This is a genomic window from Isoptericola sp. Y581, assembly GCF_059445475.1.
On sequence record NZ_JCAIUK010000004.1, the window covers coordinates 163,522 to 189,042 of the forward strand.

General features: G+C 70.2%; 39 protein-coding genes and 1 pseudogene. 2 read left to right on the top strand and 38 right to left on the bottom strand.

Features of this window, described 5'->3' with window-relative positions:
- The 5 genes from AC1C2W_RS09315 to rplM form a co-directional block, all read right to left on the bottom strand.
- Complete coding sequence (locus tag AC1C2W_RS09315; protein WP_495388594.1) at positions 1 to 750, bottom strand: DedA family protein; 750 nt, start codon at positions 748 to 750, stop codon at positions 1 to 3.
- 74 nt (positions 751 to 824) lie between these two features.
- Positions 825 to 1,502, bottom strand: a complete 678-nt coding sequence (locus AC1C2W_RS09320; protein WP_495412956.1) for a peptide deformylase — start codon at positions 1,500 to 1,502, stop codon at positions 825 to 827.
- Positions 1,499 to 2,863 (bottom strand): phosphoglucosamine mutase, encoded by a 1,365-nt coding sequence (gene glmM, locus AC1C2W_RS09325; RefSeq protein ID WP_495389124.1) that lies wholly within the window; start codon positions 2,861 to 2,863, stop codon positions 1,499 to 1,501. Before glmM ends, AC1C2W_RS09320 begins: the two co-directional genes overlap by 4 nt.
- Positions 2,864 to 3,035: 172 nt before the next feature.
- Positions 3,036 to 3,524 (bottom strand): 30S ribosomal protein S9, encoded by a 489-nt coding sequence (rpsI, locus tag AC1C2W_RS09330; protein ID WP_495388596.1) that lies wholly within the window; start codon positions 3,522 to 3,524, stop codon positions 3,036 to 3,038.
- A 32-nt stretch (positions 3,525 to 3,556) separates the two neighbouring features.
- On the bottom strand, positions 3,557 to 4,006 hold the full coding sequence (gene rplM, locus AC1C2W_RS09335; protein WP_495388597.1) for a 50S ribosomal protein L13: 450 nt from the start codon (positions 4,004 to 4,006) through the stop codon (positions 3,557 to 3,559).
- Positions 4,007 to 4,292: 286 nt separating this feature from the next.
- Here rplM and AC1C2W_RS09340 point away from each other — a divergent pair, with 286 nt between their 5' ends.
- Positions 4,293 to 4,703 (top strand): DUF5709 domain-containing protein, encoded by a 411-nt coding sequence (locus AC1C2W_RS09340; RefSeq protein ID WP_495388598.1) that lies wholly within the window; start codon positions 4,293 to 4,295, stop codon positions 4,701 to 4,703.
- A gap of 24 nt (positions 4,704 to 4,727) precedes the next feature.
- On the opposite strand, the gene truA is transcribed toward AC1C2W_RS09340, so the two are convergent.
- The gene (truA, locus tag AC1C2W_RS09345; RefSeq protein WP_495412957.1) at positions 4,728 to 5,651 is read right to left on the bottom strand and encodes a tRNA pseudouridine(38-40) synthase TruA; all 924 of its coding nucleotides are present in this window, start codon (positions 5,649 to 5,651) and stop codon (positions 4,728 to 4,730) included.
- Positions 5,652 to 5,681: 30 nt separating this feature from the next.
- Here truA and AC1C2W_RS09350 point away from each other — a divergent pair, with 30 nt between their 5' ends.
- Positions 5,682 to 6,515 (top strand): ROK family protein, encoded by an 834-nt coding sequence (locus tag AC1C2W_RS09350; protein WP_495388600.1) that lies wholly within the window; start codon positions 5,682 to 5,684, stop codon positions 6,513 to 6,515.
- 126 nt (positions 6,516 to 6,641) lie between these two features.
- Here the strand turns inward: AC1C2W_RS09350 and AC1C2W_RS09355 are convergent.
- The 32 genes and pseudogenes from AC1C2W_RS09355 to tuf all read right to left on the bottom strand — a co-directional run.
- Positions 6,642 to 7,316: pseudogene (locus AC1C2W_RS09355) on the bottom strand (alpha/beta fold hydrolase); the annotation flags it as partial.
- A gap of 107 nt (positions 7,317 to 7,423) precedes the next feature.
- On the bottom strand, positions 7,424 to 7,957 hold the full coding sequence (rplQ, locus tag AC1C2W_RS09360; RefSeq protein WP_495412958.1) for a 50S ribosomal protein L17: 534 nt from the start codon (positions 7,955 to 7,957) through the stop codon (positions 7,424 to 7,426).
- Positions 7,958 to 8,033: 76 nt separating this feature from the next.
- The gene (locus tag AC1C2W_RS09365) at positions 8,034 to 9,050 is read right to left on the bottom strand and encodes a DNA-directed RNA polymerase subunit alpha (protein ID WP_495388602.1); all 1,017 of its coding nucleotides are present in this window, start codon (positions 9,048 to 9,050) and stop codon (positions 8,034 to 8,036) included.
- Positions 9,051 to 9,211: 161 nt separating this feature from the next.
- Positions 9,212 to 9,619 (bottom strand): 30S ribosomal protein S11, encoded by a 408-nt coding sequence (rpsK, locus tag AC1C2W_RS09370; RefSeq protein WP_495388603.1) that lies wholly within the window; start codon positions 9,617 to 9,619, stop codon positions 9,212 to 9,214.
- An 82-nt stretch (positions 9,620 to 9,701) separates the two neighbouring features.
- Positions 9,702 to 10,076: a 30S ribosomal protein S13 gene (gene rpsM, locus AC1C2W_RS09375; protein WP_495388604.1), complete on the bottom strand. Its 375-nt coding sequence runs from the start codon at positions 10,074 to 10,076 to the stop codon at positions 9,702 to 9,704.
- Between the two features lie 172 nt (positions 10,077 to 10,248).
- Positions 10,249 to 10,362 carry a 50S ribosomal protein L36 gene (gene rpmJ, locus AC1C2W_RS09380; RefSeq protein ID WP_009740505.1) on the bottom strand — a complete coding sequence of 38 codons (114 nt, stop codon included), beginning with the start codon at positions 10,360 to 10,362 and terminating at the stop codon, positions 10,249 to 10,251.
- A 70-nt stretch (positions 10,363 to 10,432) separates the two neighbouring features.
- Positions 10,433 to 10,654, bottom strand: a complete 222-nt coding sequence (gene infA / locus AC1C2W_RS09385; RefSeq protein ID WP_135973020.1) for a translation initiation factor IF-1 — start codon at positions 10,652 to 10,654, stop codon at positions 10,433 to 10,435.
- A 224-nt stretch (positions 10,655 to 10,878) separates the two neighbouring features.
- The gene (map, locus tag AC1C2W_RS09390) at positions 10,879 to 11,763 is read right to left on the bottom strand and encodes a type I methionyl aminopeptidase (protein WP_495388605.1); all 885 of its coding nucleotides are present in this window, start codon (positions 11,761 to 11,763) and stop codon (positions 10,879 to 10,881) included.
- Positions 11,764 to 11,776: 13 nt separating this feature from the next.
- Positions 11,777 to 12,334 carry an adenylate kinase gene (locus AC1C2W_RS09395; RefSeq protein WP_495413053.1) on the bottom strand — a complete coding sequence of 186 codons (558 nt, stop codon included), beginning with the start codon at positions 12,332 to 12,334 and terminating at the stop codon, positions 11,777 to 11,779.
- 92 nt (positions 12,335 to 12,426) lie between these two features.
- Entirely contained in the window at positions 12,427 to 13,725 is a 1,299-nt protein-coding gene (secY, locus tag AC1C2W_RS09400) for a preprotein translocase subunit SecY (RefSeq protein WP_495412959.1), read from the bottom strand.
- Positions 13,726 to 14,028: 303 nt separating this feature from the next.
- Positions 14,029 to 14,496, bottom strand: coding sequence for a 50S ribosomal protein L15 (gene rplO / locus AC1C2W_RS09405; protein ID WP_495388607.1), 468 nt, complete (start codon positions 14,494 to 14,496; stop codon positions 14,029 to 14,031).
- Between the two features lie 2 nt (positions 14,497 to 14,498).
- Entirely contained in the window at positions 14,499 to 14,681 is a 183-nt protein-coding gene (gene rpmD / locus AC1C2W_RS09410) for a 50S ribosomal protein L30 (RefSeq protein ID WP_079573239.1), read from the bottom strand.
- A complete protein-coding gene (gene rpsE / locus AC1C2W_RS09415) occupies positions 14,681 to 15,361 on the bottom strand; it encodes a 30S ribosomal protein S5 (protein WP_495388608.1) in 681 nt (226 codons plus the stop codon). Before rpsE ends, rpmD begins: the two co-directional genes overlap by 1 nt.
- 43 nt (positions 15,362 to 15,404) lie before the next feature.
- Positions 15,405 to 15,776 carry a 50S ribosomal protein L18 gene (gene rplR / locus AC1C2W_RS09420; protein ID WP_495388609.1) on the bottom strand — a complete coding sequence of 124 codons (372 nt, stop codon included), beginning with the start codon at positions 15,774 to 15,776 and terminating at the stop codon, positions 15,405 to 15,407.
- The gene (gene rplF / locus AC1C2W_RS09425; protein ID WP_495388610.1) at positions 15,776 to 16,312 is read right to left on the bottom strand and encodes a 50S ribosomal protein L6; all 537 of its coding nucleotides are present in this window, start codon (positions 16,310 to 16,312) and stop codon (positions 15,776 to 15,778) included. Before rplF ends, rplR begins: the two co-directional genes overlap by 1 nt.
- A 19-nt stretch (positions 16,313 to 16,331) precedes the next feature.
- On the bottom strand, positions 16,332 to 16,730 hold the full coding sequence (gene rpsH / locus AC1C2W_RS09430; RefSeq protein ID WP_495388611.1) for a 30S ribosomal protein S8: 399 nt from the start codon (positions 16,728 to 16,730) through the stop codon (positions 16,332 to 16,334).
- Positions 16,731 to 16,803: 73 nt separating this feature from the next.
- Positions 16,804 to 16,989: a type Z 30S ribosomal protein S14 gene (locus AC1C2W_RS09435; protein WP_079572442.1), complete on the bottom strand. Its 186-nt coding sequence runs from the start codon at positions 16,987 to 16,989 to the stop codon at positions 16,804 to 16,806.
- Between the two features lies 1 nt (position 16,990).
- The gene (gene rplE / locus AC1C2W_RS09440) at positions 16,991 to 17,563 is read right to left on the bottom strand and encodes a 50S ribosomal protein L5 (protein WP_495388612.1); all 573 of its coding nucleotides are present in this window, start codon (positions 17,561 to 17,563) and stop codon (positions 16,991 to 16,993) included.
- Positions 17,563 to 17,904, bottom strand: coding sequence for a 50S ribosomal protein L24 (gene rplX / locus AC1C2W_RS09445; RefSeq protein WP_495388613.1), 342 nt, complete (start codon positions 17,902 to 17,904; stop codon positions 17,563 to 17,565). The genes rplE and rplX overlap by 1 nt, the downstream gene beginning before the upstream one ends.
- Positions 17,905 to 17,906: 2 nt before the next feature.
- Entirely contained in the window at positions 17,907 to 18,275 is a 369-nt protein-coding gene (gene rplN / locus AC1C2W_RS09450; protein WP_495388614.1) for a 50S ribosomal protein L14, read from the bottom strand.
- A 145-nt stretch (positions 18,276 to 18,420) separates the two neighbouring features.
- Complete coding sequence (gene rpsQ, locus AC1C2W_RS09455; protein ID WP_495388615.1) at positions 18,421 to 18,711, bottom strand: 30S ribosomal protein S17; 291 nt, start codon at positions 18,709 to 18,711, stop codon at positions 18,421 to 18,423.
- A 7-nt stretch (positions 18,712 to 18,718) separates the two neighbouring features.
- Complete coding sequence (rpmC, locus tag AC1C2W_RS09460) at positions 18,719 to 18,958, bottom strand: 50S ribosomal protein L29 (RefSeq protein WP_495388616.1); 240 nt, start codon at positions 18,956 to 18,958, stop codon at positions 18,719 to 18,721.
- On the bottom strand, positions 18,958 to 19,377 hold the full coding sequence (gene rplP, locus AC1C2W_RS09465) for a 50S ribosomal protein L16 (protein WP_495388617.1): 420 nt from the start codon (positions 19,375 to 19,377) through the stop codon (positions 18,958 to 18,960). The genes rpmC and rplP overlap by 1 nt, the downstream gene beginning before the upstream one ends.
- 3 nt (positions 19,378 to 19,380) lie before the next feature.
- Positions 19,381 to 20,244, bottom strand: a complete 864-nt coding sequence (gene rpsC, locus AC1C2W_RS09470; protein ID WP_495412960.1) for a 30S ribosomal protein S3 — start codon at positions 20,242 to 20,244, stop codon at positions 19,381 to 19,383.
- Positions 20,244 to 20,612 carry a 50S ribosomal protein L22 gene (gene rplV, locus AC1C2W_RS09475; protein ID WP_495388619.1) on the bottom strand — a complete coding sequence of 123 codons (369 nt, stop codon included), beginning with the start codon at positions 20,610 to 20,612 and terminating at the stop codon, positions 20,244 to 20,246. Before rplV ends, rpsC begins: the two co-directional genes overlap by 1 nt.
- Before the next feature lie 55 nt (positions 20,613 to 20,667).
- Positions 20,668 to 20,949: a 30S ribosomal protein S19 gene (gene rpsS / locus AC1C2W_RS09480; protein ID WP_495388620.1), complete on the bottom strand. Its 282-nt coding sequence runs from the start codon at positions 20,947 to 20,949 to the stop codon at positions 20,668 to 20,670.
- Positions 20,950 to 20,963: 14 nt separating this feature from the next.
- Positions 20,964 to 21,800: a 50S ribosomal protein L2 gene (rplB, locus tag AC1C2W_RS09485; RefSeq protein ID WP_495388621.1), complete on the bottom strand. Its 837-nt coding sequence runs from the start codon at positions 21,798 to 21,800 to the stop codon at positions 20,964 to 20,966.
- A 31-nt stretch (positions 21,801 to 21,831) separates the two neighbouring features.
- Entirely contained in the window at positions 21,832 to 22,134 is a 303-nt protein-coding gene (rplW, locus tag AC1C2W_RS09490) for a 50S ribosomal protein L23 (RefSeq protein WP_495388622.1), read from the bottom strand.
- Positions 22,131 to 22,838, bottom strand: coding sequence for a 50S ribosomal protein L4 (rplD, locus tag AC1C2W_RS09495; protein WP_495388623.1), 708 nt, complete (start codon positions 22,836 to 22,838; stop codon positions 22,131 to 22,133). The genes rplW and rplD overlap by 4 nt, the downstream gene beginning before the upstream one ends.
- A gap of 5 nt (positions 22,839 to 22,843) precedes the next feature.
- The gene (gene rplC / locus AC1C2W_RS09500) at positions 22,844 to 23,497 is read right to left on the bottom strand and encodes a 50S ribosomal protein L3 (protein WP_495388624.1); all 654 of its coding nucleotides are present in this window, start codon (positions 23,495 to 23,497) and stop codon (positions 22,844 to 22,846) included.
- 14 nt (positions 23,498 to 23,511) lie between these two features.
- A complete protein-coding gene (gene rpsJ, locus AC1C2W_RS09505; protein WP_013837837.1) occupies positions 23,512 to 23,820 on the bottom strand; it encodes a 30S ribosomal protein S10 in 309 nt (102 codons plus the stop codon).
- A gap of 477 nt (positions 23,821 to 24,297) precedes the next feature.
- Positions 24,298 to 25,494, bottom strand: a complete 1,197-nt coding sequence (gene tuf / locus AC1C2W_RS09510) for an elongation factor Tu (protein ID WP_495388625.1) — start codon at positions 25,492 to 25,494, stop codon at positions 24,298 to 24,300.
- Between the last annotated feature and the right edge of the window lie 27 nt (positions 25,495 to 25,521).

Consider the following 25,521-nt stretch of genomic DNA (forward strand, 5'->3'; position numbering starts at 1 on the left):
TCAGGCAGCCCGGCGCGTGGACTCGTCGTCCGCCTGGTCGTGCTGGTCGGCAGGCACCGCCCGGACCTTCGCCGGCCCGGTGACGCGCTGCACCACCTGGTCCACGAGGACGCCGATCAGCACGCCCGCTCCCACCCCGACGGCCATCGCGAGCAGCGTGTTGTGGCCGAGCCACGACGCGGCGGCCAGGCCGATCAGCATCGAGTAGATGCCCCACGTGACGGCGGCGATCGCGGAGTAGACCATGAAGCGGCGCCGGGGGTAACCCACAGCCCCGGCGGTCATGTTGACCGCCACCCGGCCGATCGGGACGTAGCGGGCCGCCAGGATGAACGACGCCCCCCGGTGGTCGAGCGCGTGCCGCGCCCAGGCGACGGACTTGCGCCCGCGCGGGCTGCGCAGGATGCGGATCCGGTCGGTGCCGACGACGCGCCCGATCTGATAGGCGATCTGGTCGCCCGTCCAGGCGCCGGCGATGGCGAGAGCCAGCACACCGGGCAGCCAGGGCATGCCCGTGGAGTGCGAGAGCACGGTCAGCGTGATGATGACGGACTCGCTGGGGATCGGCGGGAAGAAGCCGTCGACGGTCGCGGAGACGTACATCGCCGGGTAGATCCACACGGACGCGCCCAGGTCGAGGATCCAGCTCTCCAGCTGACCCAGCATCGTCGACAGAGTCTCCAGCACGGTCCCTCGGTTCGTCGGCCGGGAGGATGCCTCCGGCGGTCGCACGACGCCGAACGGCGTCACGACTCCAGCCTAGGCAGAGTCGCCGCACAGGCTGCATGGGGATTTCCCCCGGTTCCACCCTGAACGCCGAATGTTCACCTCAGTTCCACGAACCCCTGTTCCACGACCGGGCCGTAGCGCACGAGGTTCTCGTTCGAGGTCAGCGTGCGCACCCGCGCGTGGTCGAGGTAGAGCTCGCCGGCCAGGTGGTCGGTCTCGTGCTGCGCGATGCGGGCGGGCCAGCCGGTGAGCACCTCGTCGATCGGCGCGCCGGTCTCGTCGCGGCCGGTCAGCCGCACCCGGCGGTGCCGCGCCACGACGGCCTGCCACCCACTGACGGACAGGCAGCCCTCGTGGAACGCGACCCGCTCGGGCTCGCCGTCCGGGCCGGGCACCGGCTCGTACCGCGGGTCGATCAGCACCCGGAACGGCAGCGGCGTCCGCTCGCGCGGGTCGTCGACGTCCGTTCCGGCGTCCTCGACCACGGCGATCGCGAGCCCGATGCCGACCTGGGGCGCGGCGAGGCCGACGCCGGAGGCGGCGTGCATCGTGCGCCGCATCGCGTCGATCAGCCGCGGCAGCACGTCGCCGAGCCCGCCCGCGTACGGCGCGGCCGGGGTGCGCAGCACCGGCGCGCCGGCCTGCACGATCGGCAGGATGCCCGTGCCGGGCCCGTCGGCCGCGGCGTCGGCGCGGTCGAGCAGGTCGACGACGGCGGCGCGCAGGGCGGCGTCACCCGAGGCCTCGTCCGCGGCCGGCAGGCCGTCGGTCACAGGGCCAGCCGGTCGCGGACGACGGCGGCGAGCCGGTCCGCCACGCTGTCGGCCTGGGCTTGCGTCGCGGCCTCGACCATGACGCGGACGAGCGGCTCGGTGCCGGACGGACGCAGCAGCACCCGGCCGGTCTCGCCGAGGTGCGTCTCCGCCTTCTGGATCGCGGCGCGCACGCCCTCGTCGTCGCCCGCCCGGTCCTTGTCCACGCCCTTGACGTTGACGAGCGTCTGGGGCAGCCGCGGGACCTCGACGGCGAGGTCGGCCAGACGGCGGCCGGTCGCTTTGACGCGGGCCGCCAGGTGCAGCGCCGTGAGCACGCCGTCGCCGGTCGTGGCGTGGTCGGCCAGGATGATGTGGCCCGACTGCTCACCGCCCAGCCCGTACCCGTGCGCGCGCATCTCCTCGAGCACGTGTCGGTCGCCCACGCCCGTCTGCACCGTCGCGATGCCGGCGTCGCGCATGGCGAGCAGCAGGCCCAGGTTGCTCATCACCGTCACGACCAGCGTGTCGGACGGGAGCCGCCCCTCGTCCTTGAGCCCGCGCGCGAGGATTCCGAGGATCTGGTCGCCGTCCACGAGCACGCCACCGTGGTCGACGGCGAGGCAGCGGTCCGCGTCGCCGTCGAAGGCGACCCCGAAGTCCGCCTCGGCCGCCACGACCACGGCCTGCAGCTGCTCGGGGTGGGTCGAGCCGGCCTTCTCGTTGATGTTGCGCCCGTCCGGGCTGGCGTTGATCACGACGACGTCCGCGCCGGCCTCCCGCAGCGCGTCGGGACCTACCTGGCTCGCCGCGCCGTTGGCCGCGTCGACGGCGATGCGCAGGCCGTCCAGGGGCCGGAAGTCCGGCGTCGTGCCGACGCTGGCCACGAGGTGCTCCACGTACTGCTGGGCGGCCACGCCCGCGTCGGAGCGCATGCGCCCGACGTCCGCGCCGACGGGGCGCTCCCAGTCCTGGCCCAGGCGCGCCTCGATCTCGTCCTCGGCGGTGTCGGCGAGCTTGTGGCCCCCGCGGGCGAAGAACTTGATCCCGTTGTCCGGCATCGCGTTGTGGGAGGCGGAGATCATCACGCCGAGGTCCATGTCCATCGCCCCGACGAGGTGGGCGAGCGCCGGCGTCGGGATCACGCCGAGGTTGACGACGTCGACGCCGGAGCTGGCCAGCCCCGCACCGACGGCGGCGGAGAGGAACTCGCCGGACGCCCGCGGGTCACGCCCGACGACCGCGCGGGGCCGGTGGCCGGTGAACTCGCCGGAGCTGCCCAGGACGTGCGCCGCAGCGCTGCCGAGCCCGAGGGCCAGCTCCGCCGTGACGTCCCGGTTGGCCAGTCCACGGACCCCGTCCGTGCCGAACAGTCGCACGATGTCTCCTCCTCCGAGCACGCGGCACCCTTCGGCCTGCGCGCCACCACGGCCACCCCGGACGGGCGCCGCACCGATCGTAGCCGGACGTGCGGACGGCCCCGCCGGAGTGTTCCGACGGGGCCGTCCGTGCGCTGCACGCTCCTGTCGATGCTTGTCGATCAGGAGCGCTCGATCAGCGCTTCGAGTACTGCGGGGCCTTGCGGGCCTTCTTGAGACCGGCCTTCTTGCTCTCGACCGCACGCGGGTCACGCGTGAGGTAGCCGGCCTTCTTCAGCGCGGGGCGGTTCGCCTCGGTGTCGATCGCGATGAGCGCGCGGGCAATGCCCAGGCGCACCGCACCGGCCTGGCCCGAGGGGCCACCGCCGGTGAGGCGGACGATGACGTCGAAGCGGCCCTCGACCTCGACCAGCTTCAGCGGCGAGTTCACGAGCTGCTGGTGCACCTTGTTCGGGAAGTAGTCCTCGAGGGTGCGCCCATTGATCTTCCACTGCCCGGTGCCGGGGACGAGGCGCACACGCGCCACGGCCTCCTTGCGGCGGCCGACGGCCTGGCCGGGAGCGGTGATGGACTGGCCGCCGTCCGCGACGGGCGCGGCGGTCTCGGTGGTGTAGGAGCTGGGCGTGTTCTCGTCCAGCTCGGTGTCGACGGTGGTCTCGGCCACTGGGATTCCTTCGCTTTGCATCCGGCAGCGGCTCAGGCCTGCTGCGAAACCTGAATGATCTCGAACGGCTTGGGCTGCTGGGCCGCGTGCGGGTGCTCCGCGCCACGGTAGACCTTCAGCTTGCCGAGCTGCTGCGTCCCGAGGGAGGTCTTCGGGAGCATGCCGCGCACGGCCTTCTCCACGGCCCGCTCGGGGTTCTTCTCGAGGAACTCCCCGTAGTTGACCGAGCGGAGACCGCCCGGGTAACCGGAGTGGCGGTAGGCCAGCTTGGTCTCCCGCTTGTTGCCGCTCAGGGCGACCTTGTCCGCGTTGATGACGATGACGAAGTCACCACCGTCGACGTGCGGGGCGAAGGTCGGCTTGTGCTTCCCGCGCAGAAGGGTGGCGACCTGGCTCGCCAGGCGGCCGAGGACGACGTCGGTCGCGTCGACCACGTACCAGTCACGCTGGACGTCGCCGGGCTTGGGGGTGTAAGTACGCACGGTTGCGTCACCTTTTCGTGTTCGGTGTCGTCGGGCGAGAAGCGGCGCCCGATGAGTCAGGATGTTGTGCGCGGGGCTCCATGCTGGTGTCCCTGGCCGAGGCGTCGTCGGGGGCGAGTGGGCGCGCTGACGACGCAGGACACCGGAGGCAAAGCACAACGACTGGTCAGTTTAGCGACCGAGTGCCCCCGCGGTCAAAATGGCGCCTGTCACCCTCCTGCGGCGGCCAGCTCCGCGGCCCTCGGGCGGGGATGCGGGAGCCTGCCCACGGAGGCACCGTAGGACCATGACCGACACCCCAGGCACCTCCCCCGACCCCCTCACCGGCGCCGAGGGCGACGCGGACCAGCTGCCCAACGAGGACACCCTGGCCGACCCCGACCTCGACGACCTCCTCGACGAGGGCTACTCCCCGCTGGAGCGCTCGCGGTCCAACCACTGGGGCGAGACCGCCTGGGAGGAGTCCGCCGGCGAGCCCCTCGACCGCCGGCTCCGCGAGGAGCAGCCGGACGTCTGGGAGCGGGACCCCCTCGAACGGCCCGACACCACCCGCGCCGGACGACTTGCCGAGGACCCGGAGGCGGACCCCGGCGAGGACGGCGACCGCCACAACGACATCTACGGCGAGGACGCGGGCATCGACGGCGCCGGCGCCAGCGCCGAGGAGGCCGCCGTCCACTGGGTCGACGAGCCCTAGCGTTCCGATGGTCGAGCCTGCGGCTCAACCACCGACCTCGCCCGGGTCACGCCTGGCGCGGATGCGCTCGGCCCGGGCGGCGAGGTCGTCGTCGTCCGGGTACTCGACGTGCTCCAGGACGAGCCCGCGCGCGGCGACCACGCCGGCGGCGGCCGACCGGACACGCTCGGCCAGGACGGCGGCCGGCGCGTCCTCGTCCCGGCGGCCCTCCCCCACGGCGAGCGACATCCCGACGAGCGACCGCACCATCGAGTGGCAGAACGCGTCCGCCTGCACGGTGGCGACGGCGAGCCCAGCGTCCTGTCCCGCGGCGGGCCGTTCCCAAACCAGGTGGGTGAGCTCGCGGATCGTCGTGGCACCCTCGCGGGGCCTGCAGAACGCGGCGAAGTCGTGCAGGCCGATCAGCGGCTGCATCGCCCGGTGCATCGCCTCCACGTCGAGCGTACGGCGGTGCCACAACATCCAGTCGCGGCGCAACGGGTCGCGCAGCGCCGGGGCGTCGGCCACCCGGTACGCGTATCGGCGGTGCAGCGCGGAGAACCGCGCGTCGAAGCCGGCAGGCGCCTCGGAGGCGCGGTGCACCACCACGTCGGGCGGCAGCAGGCCCGTGAGCCGGTCCGTCAGCGCCGCACCGGGGGCGCGGTCGGACCGCCCCGGCAGCGCCTCCCAGCGCTCGCGCGAGACGTCGACGTGCGCGACCTGCCCTCGGGCGTGCACCCCCGCATCCGTGCGCCCGGCGACGGTGAGGCGCGGCCGAGGCAGCCCCAGCGGGCCGGCGCGCACCACCGTCGCGAGCGCGTCCTCGAGCACGCCCTGCACGGTGCGCAGCCGGGGTTGCGTGGCCCATCCGGCGAAGCGCGTGCCGTTGTAGGCGAGGTCGAGGCGCACCCGGAGGGTGTCTGCGGTCGGGCCGGGGCTGAAGGCGTCGGGGGGTGTCGGCGTGCTCACGGCACCATTGTGGCCGGATGATGTCCCCTGATGACCGACGCAGGCGCCTCCGCGCGCACCCCAGAAACCCGCCCCGGGACGACGACGGGCCCCCGGCCCCCCGCCCCCTCGGACGTGCTGACCCTCGCCGTCGACTGCGGTGGCGGCGGCATCAAGGCCGCCGTCCTCGACTCGGCGGGCACCGCGCACGCCACCCCCGTCCGGGTGCCGACGCCCTACCCGCTGCCCCCGAGGCTGCTCCTGGACACCGTGGCCGACATCGCGGCCCGCCTCCCGGCCGCGCACCGAGTGACCCTCGGGATGCCGGGCATGATCCGCCACGGCGTCGTGGTGCACACGCCGCACTACATCACCCGCTCGGGCCCACGCTCCCGCGTGCTGCCCGAGCTCGTGGCGGCCTGGGAGAGCTTCGACGTCCGTGGCGCGCTCGCCCGCCGGCTCGGCGTGCCGGCGATGGTGCTCAACGACGCGGAGGTGCACGGCGCCGGCGTGGTGGCGGGTTCCGGGGTCGAGCTGGTGCTCACGCTCGGCACCGGGCTGGGCTCGGCCCTCTTCGACGGCGGCCGGCTCGCGCCGCACCTCGAGTGGTCGCACGCCCCGCTGCGTCGCGGCGCGACGTACGACCAGTACATCGGGGAGCCCGAGCGGCGCCGGCTCGGGGACGGGCTGTGGTCACGACGCGTGGTCGCCATGGTCGACGGCCTGCGACCGGTGTTCCGCTGGGACCGCCTCTACCTGGGCGGCGGCAACTCCCGCAGGATCACCCCGACCGCGCTCGACCGCCTGGGCGACGACGTCGTCGTCGTCCCGAACTCCGCCGCGCTCGTGGGCGGTGCCCGGGCCTGGGACCTGCCGCTCGGCTGACCGCGCTCCGCCCGGTCGCGGCGCGGCCGGCCCCAGCTCGGCCGAGGCCTCCAGCAGCACCCGCGTGAACGCGACGGGCGCGTCCAGGCTGACGAGGTGCCGGGCGTGCGGCACCACGACGAGCCGCGCGGGCGCCCCGCCCGACCGGGCCGCCGCGACGAGCGCGCGCTCCTGGGCGCGGAAATGGTCGTACCGCCCGTTGACGACCCACACCGGGCTGCGCCCCGCGGCCAACGCCCCGAGGGTGTCGGTGGGCTCCAGCTCGCGCAGCATCTGGCTCATCACCCGGAGCGCGAAGCCGCCGGCACTCAGGTCGCGGGCGCTCTCGGCGTCGAGCACCGCCCGGACGAAGGCACCGTTCAGCCACGCGCCCTGGTCCGGCCAGCCCTCGATCCAGCGGGCGATCCGCAACCAGGCGGGGCGCAACCCGGACGACGTGGGCGTGCTGCACGAGGCCGCGACGAGACCCAGGCTCTGCTCGGGGTGCCGCGCACGATGCTCGATGGCGAGGTACCCGCCCAGGGAGAGCCCTGCCACGAGCCCCCGGCCGCCGACCTCGTCGACGCCCTCCCGGATCGTCGCGACCGCCCCGTCCAGGGTGAACGGCTCGGCGGTGCGCCCGCCGTGGCCCGGCAGGTCCACGGCGACCACCCGGACCCCCGCGGCGCCCAGTGCCGCCAGCTGACGGCGCCACATCGTGGCCGACGTCCTCGACCCGTGGACGAGCACGACGGGCGCGATAGGCGCGATAGGCACGCCAGGCGCGTCAGATACGGCGGGCGGTACGGTGCGAGCGACCATGCTCCCACCATGCCCCCCGCCGTGCCACGTGCCCACCGCGGGGACGACACAGCCCCGCACCACCTCGGGTGGCACGGGGCTGCGTCGTGAGCCGGAGCTGCGGGAGGTCAGGCCTCCTTGGTCTCCTCGGCGGCGGTGGCCTTCTCCTCGGCGGCCTCGGCCGGAGCCTCGGGCGCCTCGGTGGTCTCCGGAGCCTCGTCCTTGACGGGCTTCTCGTCGGCCGGCTTGGCAGCCTTCTCGGCGGCCTTCGTGGCCTCCTTGACGACGGCCTGCTTGGGGCTCACCGGCTCGGTGACGAGCTCGATGACCGCCATCGGCGCGTTGTCGCCCTTGCGGTTGCCGACCTTGGTGATACGCGTGTAGCCACCGTTGCGCTCGGCCATGGCCGGGGCGATCTCGGTGAACAGCGTGTGCACCACGGACGTGTCGCGCACGACGGTCAGGACGCGACGACGGGCGTGCAGGTCACCACGCTTGGCGAAGGTGATGAGGCGCTCCGCCAGGGGGCGCAGTCGCTTCGCCTTGGTCTCGGTGGTGGTGATGCGGCCGTGCTCGAAGAGCGCCGTCGACAGGTTCGCGAGGATCAGGCGCTCGTGAGCCGGGCCGCCTCCGAGCCGCGGACCCTTGGTGGGGGTAGGCATTTCTGGTTCTCCTTGAGGGTGGTTCCACGCCGCGCGGCCCGGTCAGGTCGAGCGGGCCGCTGCGGGCGCGGAGACGTCAGTACGACTGCTCGTCGGTGTACGTGGCCTCGTCGTCCCCACCGCTGAAGTACGCGGCACTGGACGGGTCGAAGTCGAGCGGCGAGTCCTTGAGGGACAGGCCCAGCTCGGCGAGCTTCTCCTTGACCTCGTTGATCGACTTCGCACCGAAGTTGCGGATGTCGAGCAGGTCGGCCTCGCTGCGCGCGACCAGCTCACCCACCTGGTGGATGCCCTCGCGCTTGAGGCAGTTGTACGACCGGATCGTGAGGTTGAGCTCCTCGATCGGCAGCGCCAGGTCCGCAGCCAGCGCGGAGTCCGTCGGCGACGGGCCGATCTCGATGCCCTCGGCCTCGACGTTCAGCTCGCGGGCGAGGCCGAACAGCTCGACGAGCGTCTTGCCGGCCGAAGCGAGCGCGTCGCGCGGCGCCATGGCCGACTTCGACTCGACGTCGACGATCAGCTTGTCGAAGTCCGTACGCTGCTCGACTCGGGTGGCCTCGACATTGTAGGTGACCTTGAGGACCGGCGAGTAGATCGAGTCGATGGGGATACGGCCGATCTCGGCCTCGTCGGACTTGTTCTGCGCGGCCGACACGTAGCCACGACCACGCTCGACGGTCAGCTCGATCTCGAGCTTGCCCTTGTCGTTGAGCGTGGCGACGTGCAGGTCGGGGTTGTGCACCTCGACACCCGCCGGCGGCACGATGTCCGCGGCGGTGACCACGCCTGCGCCGGTCTTGCGCAGGTACATCACGACCGGCTCGTCGTTCTCCGAGGAGACGACGAGGTTCTTGATGTTGAGGATGATCTCGGTGACGTCTTCCTTGACACCCGGCACGGTGGAGAACTCATGGAGCACACCGTCGATACGGATGGAGGTGACGGCTGCGCCCGGGATGGACGACAGCAGGGTCCGGCGCAGCGAGTTGCCGAGCGTGTAGCCGAAGCCAGGCTCGAGCGGCTCGATGGAGAAGCGCGAACGGTACTCCGAGATGACCTCTTCGGTCAGGGAGGGGCGCTGTGCGATCAGCACGATCTGGTCCTTTCAGTGTGCGTCCGCCATATGACGCATCACGGATCCGCGAACTCTCGCGGTCCTGGGCGGGACTCTGTCCACCCGCCCGGGCAGGCTGCGGCGTCGTACCGGGCTGGGTGCCGATCCCTCGGCACCCGGGCCCGACGACGTCGGGAGGGTCAGACGCGGCGACGCTTCGGGGGGCGGCAGCCGTTGTGCGCCTGGGGCGTCACGTCCTGGATCGAGCCGACCTCGAGGCCGGTCGCCTGGAGGGAGCGGATCGCGGTCTCACGACCGGAACCCGGGCCCTTGACGAAGACGTCGACCTTCTTGACACCGTGCTCCTGGGCGCGGCGCGCCGCCGACTCGGCAGCGAGCTGCGCGGCGTACGGCGTGGACTTGCGGGAGCCCTTGAAGCCGACGTGGCCGGCGGACGCCCACGAGATCACGGCGCCCGAGGGGTCGGTGATCGAGACGATCGTGTTGTTGAAGGTGCTCTTGATGTGCGCCTGGCCGAGCGGGACGTTCTTCTTGTCCTTGCGGCGCGGCTTCCGCCCAGCGGCGGTGGCGCGAGTCTTGGGAGGCATGTGTGCTCGTTCTCTCCTGGTCTGAGGTCGTCGGACCGGTGCGGGCGTCAGCGATGTGCGCCCGCATGCCGGACTGCTGGCGTCAGCGGGTCTTCTTCTTGCCCGCCACGGTGCGCTTCGGGCCCTTGCGGGTGCGCGCGTTGGTCTTGGTGCGCTGACCGCGCACCGGCAGGCCGCGGCGGTGACGCAGGCCCTGGTAGGTGCCGATCTCGACCTTGCGGCGGATATCGGCAGCGACCTCGCGACGCAGGTCGCCCTCGAGCTGGTACGTGCCCTCGAGGTGGTCACGGAGCGCGACGAGCTCGGCGTCGCCGAGGTCCTTGACGCGCAGGTCCGGGCTGATCCCGGTGGCGGCCAGCGTCTGCTGGGCGCGGGTACGGCCGACGCCGTAGATGTAGGTGAGCGCAACCTCGAGCCGCTTGTCGCGGGGGAGGTCGACGCCGACAAGACGTGCCATGTGTCGTCCGGCTCCTGTACTTCTTCCAGAGGTCTGCCGCACCGCCCTCCCGCGAAGACCGCGGGCCCCGGCCCCTGGGCCGAGGGTTCCCCCGCCGCCCCTCGCGGGACGTCGGGTTCGTGGTGGTGCGCTTGTGCGTGACGGCGAACTCGCCGTCAGCAGGTGGCTGCGATCAGCCCTGGCGCTGCTTGTGGCGCAGGTTCTCGCAGATCACCATGACGCGACCGTGCCGGCGGATCACCTTGCACTTGTCGCAGATCTTCTTGACGCTCGGCTTGACCTTCATCAGTGTTCCTCCGCCGCCGTACGCACGCCGGCAGGTGCCGGCGCCCCGACGGCGCTCGATGGGGTGGTGGTTACTTGTAGCGGTAGACGATCCGACCGCGGGACAGGTCGTACGGGCTGAGCTCGACCACGACACGGTCCTCCGGGAGGATCCGGATGTAGTGCTGACGCATCTTGCCCGAGATGTGCGCGAGGACCCTGTGGCCGTTCGCGAGCTCCACACGGAACATCGCGTTCGGCAGGGCCTCGATCACGCTGCCCTCGATCTCGATGACGCCGTCCTTCTTTGCCATGTCCTCCGCTAACTGTCGTCTGGCCCCGGGCGCCCGTCAGCAACTGACGAATGCCCGAATGTCGTGCGTGCCGCCTGCTCACCCTCGGCCCGGCCGACCCGCGATCGAGCCAGGTCGTGCTGGTCTGCAGCGCCACCATCTCGCGACTGCATCGAGGAACTGCCGAACGGACTACACCCGACAGAACATCGTACCCCTTCGCACCATCAGCTGCGAACGGGTGCTCAGGTGGTGATCATCACCGGCTCGATCTCGAACGGAGCGAGGCCGGCCCGCCCGCCGTCGACCGCGGTGAGCACGCTGATGCCGTCCTCCAGGACGGCCACCGTGTGCTCCCAGTGTGCCGCCCGTGACCCGTCCTCCGTCACGACCGTCCAGTCGTCGTCGAGCACGCGGGTGGCGCCGCTCCCCCGCGTGACCATCGGCTCGACGGCCAGGCACATGCCCGGCCGCAGCCGCGGTCCGCGATCGGAGGTACGGAAGTTCACGACGTCGGGCGGCTGGTGCATCGCGGTGCCGATGCCGTGCCCGACGTAGTCCTCGACGATGCCGTACTCGACCCCTGTCGCCCCGCCCGCCAGCTCCACGGCGGCCTCGACGGCAGCGCCGACGTCGTTCAGGCGCCGGCCGCCGGCCAGCGCCGCGATCCCCGCCCACATCGCCGTCCGCGTCGCGCGCACTAGCGCGAGGTCGGCGGGGTCCACCGCGGGTTCCGCGCCCGGCACGTCGACGTCCAGGGCGCCCCCCGGGCCGAGCACGAGGCTCGTCGCCGAGTCGCCGTGCCAGCCGTCGACGATCGCGCCGCAGTCGATCGAGACGACGTCCCCGACCTCGAGGACGCGGCCACCCGGGATCCCGTGGATCACCTCGTCACCCACGGACACGCAGACCGTCGCCGGGTACCCCAGGTAGCCCAGGAACGAGGGCGTGGCGCCCGCGTCGGCGATCGTCCGTGCGGCGACCTCGTCGAGGTCGGACGTCGTCATGCCCGGCGCCGCGGCCGCGCGCACGGCGTCCAGCGCGGACGCGACGACGAGGCCGGCGCGGCGCATGACGCGCACCTGCTCGACCGTCTTGAGCTCGACGCGCTCACGCGTTCCGAAGATCATGTCGGCCGAGCCCTCAGCCCAGCTCGGCGGCCAGCGCCTGCACGATGCGCTCCGTGACCTCGTCGACCTCACCGATGCCGTCGACCTTGGCCAGCAGGCCGCGTTCGGCGTACGCCTCGGTCAGGGGGGCCGTCTGCTCGTCGTAGATGTCGAGGCGACGGGCGATCGCGTCGGGGGTGTCGTCCTCGCGGCCCTCGGTCTCTGCCCGCTTGGCGATCCGGGCCAGCAGCTCGTCGCGCGCGGCGGTCAGCTCGATGACGCCGTCCAGCTCCCAGCCGAGGTCGCCCAGGATGTCGTCCAGCGCCTCGACCTGGTGCGCGTTGCGCGGGTAGCCGTCGAGCAGGAAGCCGGTCTTCACGTCGTCCTCGCCGAGGCGCGCGCGCACCATCTGGTCCGTGACCTCGTCGGGCACGAGCTCGCCCTTGGCGCTGTACTCCTGCGCGAGCCTGCCCAGCTCCGTACCGCCCTTGATGTTGGCGCGGAAGATGTCGCCCGTCGAGATCGCGGGGATGTCGAACAGCTCGGCGAGCCGGGCGGCCTGCGTGCCCTTGCCCGCGCCCTGCGGACCCATGATCACCAGGCGCGTGACTCGCGCCTCCGCGCTGCGCGTGCCGTGGAGCTCGCGACGGGTGGTCGGGGCGGCGCTGCCGCCGTTCGTCTCGGTCAACGGAGGAACCCTTCGTAATGACGCTGCTGGAGCTGGGAGTCGATCTGCTTCACGGTCTCGAGACCGACTCCGACGATGATGAGGATCGACGTGCCGCCGAACGGGATGTTCGTGGAGACGCCCAGCACGACGAGCACGATCGTCGGGATGAGCGCGACGACCGCCAGGTACACCGAGCCCGCGGCTGTGATCCGCGTGATCACGTAGTCCAGATACTCGGCGGTGGGCCGCCCGGCACGGATACCCGGCACGAAGCCGCCGTACTTCTTCATGTTGTCCGCGACCTCGTCCGGGTTGAACGTGATCGAGGTGTAGAAGAACGCGAAGAAGATGACCATCAGCACGTACAGCACGATGTACAGCGGGTCGGACTGCTGGACGAGGTTCTTGGAGATCCAGACCACCCAGTCCGCGGACTGGTCGCCGAACTGGGCGAGCAGGCCGGGGATCGCCAGGATCGACGCCGCGAAGATGACCGGGATGACGCCGGCCATGTTGATCTTGATCGGGATGTAGGTGCTGGTGCCGCCGTACATGCGGCGGCCCACCATCCGCTTCGCGTACTGCACGGGGATGCGCCGTTGCGACTGCTCGACGAAGACGACCAGCCCGACGACGAGCACGATGACCGCGATCATCACGATGAAGTTGAGCGGACCGTTGGCGCCGCCGGCGATCGACCACAGTGCGGACGGGAAGCTGGCCGCGATCGACGTGAAGATGAGCAGCGACATGCCGTTGCCGACACCGCGCTCGGTGATCATCTCGCCGAGCCACATGACCAGGCCGGTGCCCGCGGTCATCGTGATGACCATCAGGGCCGCCGTCGCGAAGCTGTCGTCGGCGATGACGTCGACGCCGCAGCCCGGGAACAGCATCCCGGTGCGTGCCGTCGTGATGATCGTCGTCGACTGCAGGATCGCCAGGGCGATCGTCAGGTAGCGCGTGTACTGCGTGAGCTTGGTCTGCCCCGACTGCCCCTCCTTGTGGAGGGCCTCGAAGCGAGGGATGACCACACGCAGCAGCTGCACGATGATGCTCGCGGTGATGTACGGCATGATGCCGAGCGCGAAGATCGACAGCTGCAGGAGCGCGCCACCGCTGAACACGTTGACGAGCCCGAGCAACGAGGTGCTGCCCTCGAGGGCTGCCACGCACTGCTGCACGTTGCCGTAGTCGACGCCGGGCGTTGGCACGAGCGACCCCACCCGGAAGAGGGCCATGATCGCGATCGTGAACAGCAGCTTGCGCCGCAGGTCCGGTGTCCGGAAAGCCCGGCCGAATGCGCTGAGCACCTATCCTCCTGACCCGCCGCGGCGGGTTGTCGTGTCGCCGGGGGCCGGCGAGGTGTGGCGCGAGCTCCCGGAGCCGCGGCCCGTGGGCCCCGTCGCCGTCGCGCCGACTGGGTCGTCGGTCCGGCCGGTTGCCCCGGGCTCGCCGCTCACCCGGATCGGGTGCGCGGCGCGGACCGTGACGGATTCTACGTGCCTGCGACGCGTGATCCAGACCACACGCCGCCGGGGCGGTCGTCGCCCGAGGCACGCCGGGAGCACACAGGGCCGGCAGCGCATGGTGCGCCGCCGGCCCTGATGCGGATGTCAGTCCTCGGAGACCGTGCCGCCGGCCGCCAGGATCTTGTCCTTGGCGGAGCCGGAGACGCGGTCGACCGTGACGTCCAGCTTGACGGTGATCTCGCCCGTCCCGAGCACCTTCACCGGCTGGCCCTTGCGGACCGCGCCGTTGGCGACGAGACCCTCGACGGTGACGGAGCCACCCTCGGGGTACAGCGCGGCGAGCTTGTCCAGGTTGACGACCTGGTACTCGACGCGGAACGGGTTCGTGAACCCGCGCAGCTTCGGGAGGCGCATGTGCAGAGGCATCTGCCCACCCTCGAAGCCGGCGGGCACCTGGTAGCGAGCCTTCGAGCCCTTGGTGCCGCGACCCGCCGTCTTGCCCTTCGACGCCTCGCCACGACCCACGCGGGTCTTGGCGGTCTTGGCGCCGGGGGCCGGACGCAGGTGGTGGACCTTCAGCGGCTGGGCCGCCTTCTCAGCCTTGTCGGCCATGTTCACTCGACCTCCTCGACGGTGACGAGGTGCGCCACCGTGGTGACCATGCCACGGATCTCCGGGCGGTCCTCCTTCACGGCGGTGTCGCCGATCCGCTTGAGGCCGAGGGTCCGCAGCGTGTCACGCTGGTTCTGCTTGCCGCCGATGGCGGACTTGACCTGTGTGACCTTCAGTCGAGGCATCACGCACCCACCTTCGCGCCGGACTTCTCCGCCTTGTCGGCGCGCCCGGCGGCCTGCGCACGCAGGAGCGCGGCCGGGGCCACGTCCTCCAGCGGCAGACCACGGCGGGCGGCCACGGCGGCCGGCTCCTCGAGGCCCTTGAGGGCCGCGACGGTGGCGTGCACGATGTTGATCGAGTTCGACGAGCCGAGCGACTTGCTCAGCACGTCGTGGATGCCTGCGCACTCCAGCACGGCGCGGACCGGACCACCAGCGATCACACCGGTACCCGGCGAGGCCGGGCGCAGGAACACGACGCCGGCGGCCTCCTCACCCGTGATCGGGTGCGGGATGGTGCCCTGGATGCGAGGGACGCGGAAGAAGTTCTTCTTCGCCTCCTCGACACCCTTGGCGATCGCCGCGGGCACCTCCTTGGCCTTGCCGTAGCCGACCCCGACCGTGCCGTCGCCGTCGCCCACCACGACCAGCGCGGTGAAGCTGAAGCGGCGGCCACCCTTGACGACCTTCGAGACGCGGTTGATCGTCACCACGCGCTCGACGAAGGCGTTCTTGTCGGCCTGGTCGCGGCCACCGCCGCGGCGGTCGTCGCGACGACCGCCGCCGCTGCCACCGCGGCGCCCGTCAGTCTTGTTGGACTCGTTGGCGCCCTGGGGGGCGCCGGTGCGCTGCCCTGCAGCCATCAGAGGATCCTCATCTTCCGTGCGAACTCGCGGACGTCGGCCATCACAGCTCCAGCCCTGCTTCCCGTGCGCCGTCGGCGACCGCAGCCACGCGACCGTGGTACTTGTTGCCACCGCGGTCGAAGACCACGGACTCGATGCCGGCGGCCTTGGCACGCGCGGCGACGAGCTCGCCGATCTTGTGCGCCTTCGCCGTCTTGTCGGCGTCGAGAGCACGCAGGTCCGCCTCGAGGGTCGAGGCGGAGGCGACGGTCTTGCCGACCGTGTCGTCCACGACCTGCGCCACCATGTGGCGCGAGGAGCGGGTCACGACGAGGCGCGGGCGCACCGCGGTGCCCCGGATCTTCTTGCGCAGGCGCAGGTGACGGCGCTGGCGAGCAACGGCCTTGCCCTTGCCCAGAATCTTGAGAGCCATCACTTACCAGCCTTTCCGACCTTGCGGCGGACGACCTCGCCGGCGTAACGCACGCCCTTGCCCTTGTAGGGCTCGGGCTTACGGATCTTGCGGATGTTCGCGGCGACCTCACCGACCTGCTGCTTGTCGATGCCGGCAACCGAGAACTTGGTGGGGCTCTCCACCGCGAAGGCGATGCCCTCCGGCGCCGAGACGACGACCGGGTGCGAGAAGCCGAGGGCGAACTCCAGGATCTGACCCTTGGCAGCGACGCGGTAACCCGTGCCGACGATCTCGAGCTTCTTCTCGTAGCCCTGGGTCACACCGGTGACGATGTTGGCCAGGAGGGTGCGGGTGAGGCCGTGCAGCGCACGGGACTCACGCTCGTCGTCCGGGCGCGACACCACGAGGGTGCCGTCGTTCTGGGCGACGGTGATGGGTGCGGGCACCGTGTGCTCCAGGGTCCCCTTCGGGCCCTTGACGGTCACGAGCGCACCACTGATGGTGACGTCCACGCCGGCCGGGACCGGAACGGGGAGCTTGCCGATTCGAGACATGGCGATTCTCCTTTCCGGATTACCAGACGAAGGCGAGGACTTCCCCGCCGACACCCTTGGCCTGGGCCTGACGGTCGGTCAGCAGGCCGGAGGACGTGGACAGGATCGCCACGCCCAGGCCGCCGAGGACCTGAGGCAGATTGGTGGACTTCGCGTAGACGCGGAGGCCGGGCTTCGAGACGCGCCGCACGCCGGTCAGGGCGCGCTCACGGGTCGGGCCGTACTTGAGGGACAGCGTGAGGGACTTGCCCACCGTCGCGTCCTCGACGTTCCAGCCGGTGATGTAACCCTGCGCCTGCAGGATCTCCGCGATGTGCGACTTCAGCTTCGAGTGCGGCATGGTCACCGTCTCGTGGTGTGCCGAGTTCGCGTTCCGCAGACGCGTCAGCATGTCTGCGATCGGGTCTGTCATGGTCATTGGGCTCCAGCCCTTCCTCGCCGAGGTATCCAGGCGGCACGTGCGTGCCTCGCGGACCTACGACGTAGTGGTTTTACCAGCTGCTCTTGGTGACACCGGGAAGCTCGCCCCGGTGGGCCATCTCCCGCACGCAGATCCGGCACAGGCCGAACTTGCGATAGACCGAGTGCGGACGGCCGCAGCGCTGGCACCGGGTGTAGGCGCGGACGGCGAACTTCGGCTTGGCGTTCGCCTTGTTGATCAGGGCCTTCTTCGCCATGTCAGTTCTCCTTGAAGGGGAAGCCGAGACGGCGCAGCAGAGAGCGGCCCTCGTCATCGGTCGTCGCCGTGGTCACGACCGTGATGTCCATACCGCGGACGCGGTCGATCTTGTCCTGGTCGATCTCGTGGAACATCGACTGCTCCGTGAGGCCGAAGGTGTAGTTGCCGTGCCCGTCGAACTGCTTCGGGCTCAGGCCGCGGAAGTCGCGGATGCGCGGCAGCGCGGTCGCGAGCAGGCGGTCCAGGAACTCCCACATGCGGTCGCCGCGCAGTGTGACGTGCGCGCCGATCGGCATGCCCTCGCGCAGCTTGAACTGCGCGATGGACTTCTTGGCCCGGTTCACCTGGGGCTTCTGCCCGGTGATCGCGGTGAGGTCGCGGATCGCGCCCTCGATGAGCTTGGAGTCCTTGGCAGCGTCACCGACACCCATGTTCACGACGATCTTGGTCAGACCGGCAACCTGCTGGGTGTTCTGGTGGCCGAACTCCTCGAGCAGGGCCGCGATGATCTCCTCGCGGTACTTCTGCTTGAGGCGCGGCAGGGCCGGGGCCTCGAGAGTGGTCTCGGTCATCAGATGTCCTTCCCGGAACGCTTGGCGACGCGCACGCGAACGGTGCGGGTACGGCCGTCGCGCTCGACCTGCTCGGTGCGGAACCCGACGCGCGTGCCCTTCTTGGTCTCCGGGTCGACGAGCATCACGTTCGAGACGTGGATGGACGCCTCGACCGTCTCGATGCCACCCGTACGGGTGCCACGCGCCGTCTGGCCGGCCTTGACGTGCTTGGTGACGCGCTGCACGCCCTCGACCACGAGGCGGTCGGTCTCGGTCAGCACCTCGAGCACGCGACCGGTCTTGCCCTTGTCACGACCGGCGACCACGATCACCTGGTCGCCCTTCTTGATCTTCGCCATGGTCAGAGCACCTCCGGCGCGAGCGAGACGATCTTCATGAACCGCTTGTCACGCAGCTCGCGGCCCACCGGGCCGAAGATGCGGGTGCCACGGGGCTCGCCGTCGCTCTTGAGGATCACGGCGGCGTTCTCGTCGAACTTGATGTAGGAACCGTCGGGACGACGGCGCTCCTTGGCGGTCCGGACGATGACGGCCTTGACCACGTCGCCCTTCTTCACGTTGCCGCCGGGGATCGCGTCCTTGACGGTGGCGACGATCGTGTCGCCGATACCGGCGTAGCGACGGCCGGATCCACCGAGAACACGGATGCAGAGAATCTCCTTGGCACCCGTGTTGTCGGCGACCCGCAGTCGCGACTCCTGCTGGATCATCGATTGATCTCCTGTCGTCGAGCTGGTTCTCGTCCCGGGATGTCCCGGGCGAGCCTTGCCGAACGGATAGTTGCTGAGGTGGCCAGGGAGGGCCGCATACGTGTGTCACGGCCCGCCCCGGCCGAAGGTCAGACGACCTTCTGGATCACTTGGCCTTATCGAGGATCTCCACCAGTCGCCACCGCTTGGACGCGGACAGCGGGCGGGTCTCCATGATTTCGACCAGGTCGCCGATACCGGCGGAGTTCTGCTCGTCGTGCGCCTTCGCCTTGGTGGTGGTGCGCAGGACCTTCCCGTACAGGGGGTGCTTCTTGCGGTCCTCGACCTCGACGACGATGGTCTTATCCATCTTGTCGCTGACGACGTAGCCGCGGCGGACCTTGCGCGTGGCGCGCGCGGTCTCCTCGGCGGTCACCGCGTTGGTGTTCTCGCTCATCGATGCCTCACTCACTCACGCTCGGGGCCGTGCGGATACCGAGCTCACGCTCGTGCAGGACCGTGTAGATCCGCGCGATGTCGCGCTTGACGGCCTTGATCCGACCGTGGGACTCCAGCTGGCCGGTGGCCGACTGGAAGCGGAGGTTGAAGAGCTCCGCCTTGGCCTTCTTCGCCTCGGCGACGAGCTTCTCGTCGTCGAAGCCGTCCAGGTCAGCGGGGGACATGCCCTTGGTTCCGACTGCCATCAGTTCGCACCACCCTCGCGCGCCACGAAACGGCACTTCATCGGGAGCTTGTGGATCGCACGGCGCATGGCCTCGCGAGCCAGCTCCTCCTCGACACCGGCCAGCTCGAAGATGATCCGACCGGGCTTGACGTTGGCGACCCACCACTCGGGTGAGCCCTTACCGGAGCCCATGCGGGTCTCGGCGGGCTTCTTGGTCAGGGGACGGTCCGGGTAGATGTTGATCCAGACCTTGCCGCCACGCTTGATGTGGCGGGTCAACGCGATACGAGCAGCCTCGATCTGACGGTTGGTGACGTAGGCGGGCTCGAGAGCCTGGATGCCGTAGTCGCCGAACGCGATCGTGGTGCCACCCTTCGCCGCGCCGGAGCGCGACGGGTGGTGCTGCTTGCGGTGCTTGAGCCTGCGGGGGATCAGCATGACTCAGGCCTCCGTTCCGGACTCGGGGGCCGCAGCCTGCTCGGCCGGCGCCGGAGCCGCGTCGGGCGCGGGGGCGCTCTCACCGGCCGGCTGCGCCGGACGCTCGGGGCGACGACCGCCACCACGGCGGTCCCCACCACGCTCGCCGCCACGCTCGCCGCCACGCTCGCCGCCACGACCGCGACCCTGACGGGGCCCGGCAGTGGCCTGCTGCGCGGCGAACTCCTTCTCGGACATGTCGCCCTTGTAGATCCACACCTTCACGCCGATGCGGCCGAAGGTGGTGCGGGCCTCATAGAAGCCGTAGTCGATGTACGCGCGCAGCGTGTGCAGCGGCACACGACCCTCGCGGTAGAACTCCGAACGGCTCATCTCCGCGCCGCCGAGGCGGCCGGAGACCTGCACGCGGATCCCCTTCGCGCCGGCACGCTGCGCGGACTGAATGCCCTTGCGCATGGCACGGCGGAACGAGACGCGGCTCGCGAGCTGCTCGGCGATACCCTGCGCGACGAGCTGCGAGTCGATCTCCGCGTTCTTGACCTCGAGGATGTTGAGCTGGACCTGCTTGCCCGTGAGCTTCTCGAGCTCGCCGCGGATGCGGTCGGCCTCGGCTCCCCGGCGACCGATGACGATGCCCGGACGCGCCGTGTGGATGTCCACGCGGACGCGGTCGCGAGTGCGCTCGACCTCGACCTTGGAGATGCCGGCCCGCTCGAGACCGGTGCTCATGAGCTTGCGGATCGCCACGTCCTCGCGGACGTAGTCGCGGTACCGCTGACCGGGCTTGGTGCTGTCGGCGAACCAACGCGACCGGTGGTCGGTGGTGATGCCGAGGCGGTACCCGTGCGGGTGAACCTTCTGCCCCACTATCGGGCCCCTTCCTTCTGATCACGCGGTGCGACGACCACGGTGATGTGGCTGGTGCGCTTGAGAACTTGGCTCGCACGCCCCTGAGCCCGCGGGCGGAACCGCTTGAGGGTCGGACCCTCGTCCACGAACGCCGCCGAGACGAAAAGCTCCGTCTCGTCGAAGCGCTCGCTGGCGCGGTCCGCCTTCACCCGGGCGTTGGCGACGGCGCTCTCCACAACCTTGCGGATGGGCTCGCTCGCCGCCTGCGGCGCAAACTTCAGCACCGCGACGGCCTCAGCGGCCTGCTTGCCACGGATGAGATCCACGACGCGCCGGGCCTTCTGGGGCGTGACACGGACGAACCGCGCCTGCGCCTTGGCTTCCATTGCTGTCCTGCTTCCTTTTCTCAGACCGTCGGGGTCTCCACCTGGCTGACCGAGGTCAGCGGCGGCGACCCTTCTTGTCATCCTTCACGTGGCCGCGGAAGGTTCGCGTGGGAGCGAACTCGCCGAGCTTGTGGCCGACCATCGACTCGGTGACGAAGACCGGGGTGTGCTTCCGGCCGTCGTGCACGGCGAGGGTGTGACCGAGGAAATCGGGCGTGATGACCGACCGACGGGACCAGGTCTTGATGACGTTCTTGGTCCCCTTCTCGTTCTGAGCGTCCACCTTTTTCTGCAGGTGGTCGTCGACGAAGGGGCCCTTCTTCAGGCTACGAGGCATCTGTCAGGCTCCTATCAGCGCTTCTTGCCGGTACGGCGACGGCGGACGATCAGCTTGTCGCTCGGCTTGTTCGGGCGGCGGGTCCGGCCCTCGGGCTGGCCCCACGGGCTGACCGGGTGACGACCACCGGACGTCTTGCCCTCGCCACCACCGTGCGGGTGGTCGACCGGGTTCATGACCACGCCACGGACGGTCGGGCGAACGCCCAGCCACCGCTTACGGCCGGCCTTGCCCCAGTTGATGTTGGACTGCTCGGCGTTACCCACCTCGCCGACCGTCGCGCGGCAGCGCAGGTCGACGTTGCGGATCTCGCCGGACGGCATGCGCAGCTGCGCGTACGGCCCGTCCTTCGCGACGAGCTGCACCGACGCACCCGCCGAACGCGCGATCTTCGCACCGCCGCCGGGCCGGAGCTCGACAGCGTGGATGACCGTACCGGTCGGGATGTTGCGCATCGGCAGGTTGTTGCCGGGCTTGATGTCGGCACCGGCACCGGCCTCGACGACGTCACCCTGCGACAGCTTGTTCGGCGCGAGGATGTAGCGCTTCGCGCCGTCCGCGTAGTGCAGCAGCGCGATCCGAGCCGTGCGGTTCGGGTCGTACTCGATGTGCGCGACCTTGGCGGGCACGCCGTCCTTGTCGTGTCGACGGAAGTCGATCACACGGTAGGCACGCTTGTGCCCGCCGCCCTTGTGACGGGTAGTGATTCGACCCGAGTTGTTGCGCCCACCCGTCTTGGACAGCGGCCGGACCAGAGACTTCTCCGGCTGCGAGCGCGTGATCTCGACGAAGTCGGCGACGCTGGCGCCACGGCGTCCGGGCGTTGTCGGCTTGTACTTACGGATTCCCATGGAAGATGTCCTCGATCTGCTCTCGTCCGGCTCAGCCGACCGGACCACCGAAGATGTCGATCGTGCCCTCGCGGAGGGTGACGATCGCACGCTTCGTGTCCTTGCGCTTGCCCAGGCCGAAGCGCGTGCGACGCGCCTTGCCCTTCCGGTTGATCGTGTTCACCGAGTCGACCTTGACGCCGAAGACCTGCTCGACCGCGATCTTGATCTCGGTCTTGTTGGCCCGCGGGTCCACGACGAAGGTGTACTTACCCTCGTCGAGGAGGTTGTAGGACTTCTCGGAGACGACCGGCGCGATCAGGATGTCGCGCGGGTCCTTCGTCACGGCGGTCACTTCGTGGCCTCCTCGGTGGTCTCGGCCTCGGCCGCCTCCGACTCGGTGGCGACAGCCTTCACCGACTTGCCCGTGGGCGGGCCGGCGAGGAACGCAGCGAGTGCGGCCTCGGTGAAGACGACGTCGTCAGAGACGAGCACGTCGTAGGTGTTGAGCTGGTCCGCGGTGATCATGTGGACCCGCTCCACGTTGCGGAGCGACATGAGCGTCAGCTCGTCCGAACGCTCGGTGACCACGAGGACGTGCGTGCGCTCGGTGAGCGACTCGAGCGTCTTCACCGCGGTCCGGGTCGACGGCGCGCCGGCCAGGCCGAAGCCCGCCACGACGTGCACGCGACCGGCGCGGGCGCGGTCGGAGAGGGCACCGCGCAGGGCGGCGGCCTTCATCTTCTTCGGCGTGCGCTGGTCGTACGAGCGCGGCTGCGGGCCGTGGACGACGCCACCACCGGCGAACTGCGGGGCGCGCGTCGAACCCTGGCGGGCGCGGCCGGTGCCCTTCTGCTTGTACGGCTTGCGGCCACCGCCGCGGACCTCGCCGCGGGTCTTGGTGGACGCCGTGCCCTGCCGGGCGGCGGCGCGCTGGGCGACGACCACCTGGTGGATCAGCGGGACGTTCGTGGCGACGTCGAACACCTCGGCGGGGAGCTCGGCGGTGCCGGTCTTCTTGCCCTGGGCATCCAGGACATCGACGGTCAGAGCGGCCATCGTGTTCACGCTCCCTTCGCGGCGGTACGCACGACGACGACGCCACCCTTGGGCCCGGGGACCGCGCCCTTGACGAGCAGCAGACCCTTCTCGGCGTCGACCGCGTGCACGGTCAGGTTCTGGACGGTTTGGCGCTCGTGGCCCATGCGACCGGCCATACGCATGCCCTTGAAGACGCGCGACGGCGTCGAGGCGCCGCCGATCGAGCCGGGCTTGCGGTGGTTGCGGTGGGCACCGTGCGAGGCACCGACGCCGGAGAAGCCGTGACGCTTCATCACACCGGCGGTGCCCTTGCCCTTGGTGGTGCCGACGACGTCGACCACGGTGCCGGCCTCGAAGGCGGCCGCGGTGATCTCTTGGCCGAGAGTGAACTCGGCGGCGTCCTCGGTGCGCACCTCGGCGAGGTGCCGGCGCGGGGTCACGCCGGCCTTCTCGAAGTGGCCCTTGAGCGGCTTGGTGACCTTGCGCGGGTCGATCTGCCCGGCGGCGAGCTGCACGGCGGCGTAGCCGTCGGCGTCCGCGGCGCGGACCTGCGTCACGACGTTCGTGGGCACAGCCACGACCGTGACGGGGACCAGACGACCGGCGTCGTCCCACAGCTGGGTCATGCCGAGCTTGGTGCCGAGCACCGCGGTCACGTTCTTCTGCTGGTTGGTCATGATCTCCCCCAGCCTCAGAGCTTGATCTCGATGTTCACGTCCGCCGGCAGGTCGATACGCATGAGCGAGTCGACGGCCTTCGGCGTGGGGTCGATGATGTCGATGAGCCGCTTGTGCGTACGCATCTCGAAGTGCTCGCGGCTGTCCTTGTACTTGTGAGGCGACCGGATGACGGTGAAGACGTTCTTCTCCGTCGGCAGCGGCACCGGACCCACGACCGTCGCACCAGCGCGCGTCACCGTGTCGACGATCTTGCGCGCCGAGCTGTCGATGACCTCGTGGTCGTAGGACTTGAGCCGGATGCGGATCTTCTGTCCCGCCATGGCGTCGTCTGACTCTCTCTCTCGAACCGCTACTGTCCGACCCCCGCGCTCGGGCGTGTCGCCGTTGTTGGCACAACCAGCGACAAACTCGGGCACACACCTGATCGGCGTGGGGCCGTTGGATGTGGTCCGCAGCGCGGACCACGACGTTTGTCGAGCCTGTCGAAACATGTGTCTCACGGGGCGCTCATGCGCGTCGACAGCCGGCAACCCCGCGAACCCCTCTCTACGGAGGGGGACCGCTCCAGGCGACACAGGCCGGGCCTCCGAAGAAACTTCGGAGCCGACGCGTGCACCGTGGTGCTACACACTGTTCGACACGAGAAAGAACGCGCCCTTGACAGGCAACCTGAACATCTTGCCACACGGAACCCCGGGAATCCAAGCCGAAGCCTGCCCGATCCGTGTGACGCCGGACGCATCGGAGGCTCGGGCCCGTGCGGGGCCCGAGCCTCCGGTGCTGCTCAGCCGGTCAGATCACTTGACGATCTTGGTGACACGGCCGGAACCGACCGTGCGGCCACCCTCACGGATGGCGAAGCCGAGGCCCTCTTCCATGGCGATCGGCTGGATCAGCTCGACCGACATCTCGGTGTTGTCGCCCGGCATGACCATCTCGGTGCCCTCGGGCAGCGTGATGACGCCGGTGACGTCCGTGGTACGGAAGTAGAACTGCGGACGGTAGTTCGAGTAGAACGGGTTGTGACGCCCACCCTCGTCCTTGCCCAGGATGTAGACCTGGGCCTCGAAGTCGGTGTGCGGCGTGATCGAACCCGGCTTCACGACGACCTGACCGCGCTCGACGTCCTCGCGCTTGATGCCGCGCAGGAGCAGACCGGTGTTGTCGCCGGCCTGGGCCTGGTCCATCTGCTTGTGGAACGTCTCGATACCGGTGACCGTGGTCTTCTGCGGCTGGCGGATACCGACGATCTCGACCTCGGAGTTGACGTCGAGCGTGCCACGCTCCACCTTGCCTGTCACGACGGTGCCGCGGCCGGTGATGGTGAAGACGTCCTCGATCGGCATGAGGAACGGCTTGTCGAGCTCGCGGACGGGGTCGGGGACGTTCTCGTCCACGGCCTCCATGAGCTCGAGGACCTTCTTGGTCCACTCCGGGTCGCCCTCGAGAGCCTTGAGCCCCGAGACGCGGACGACCGGGGCGTTGTCGCCGTCGAACTCCTGCGACGACAGCAGCTCACGGACCTCCATCTCGACGAGCTCGAGGATCTCCTCGTCGTCGACCATGTCGGCCTTGTTCAGCGCGACGAGCAGGTAGGGCACGCCCACCTGACGGGCCAGGAGCACGTGCTCGCGCGTCTGAGCCATCGGACCGTCGGTCGCCGCGACCACCAGGATCGCGCCGTCCATCTGGGCGGCACCGGTGATCATGTTCTTGATGTAGTCGGCGTGACCCGGAGCATCGACGTGCGCGTAGTGACGCTTGGGCGTCTCGTACTCGATGTGCGCGATGTTGATCGTGATGCCGCGCTGCTTCTCCTCCGGCGCGGCGTCGATCTCGTCGAAGTTGCGCTGCGTGTTCGCCGGAAGGTCGGGGTACGTGTCCGCAAGCGTCTTCGAGATCGCAGCCGTCAGCGTCGTCTTACCGTGGTCGACGTGCCCGATCGTGCCGATGTTGACGTGCGGCTTGGTCCGCTCGAACTTGGCCTTAGCCACTGGGGTCCTCCTGGGACTTGGGTAGAT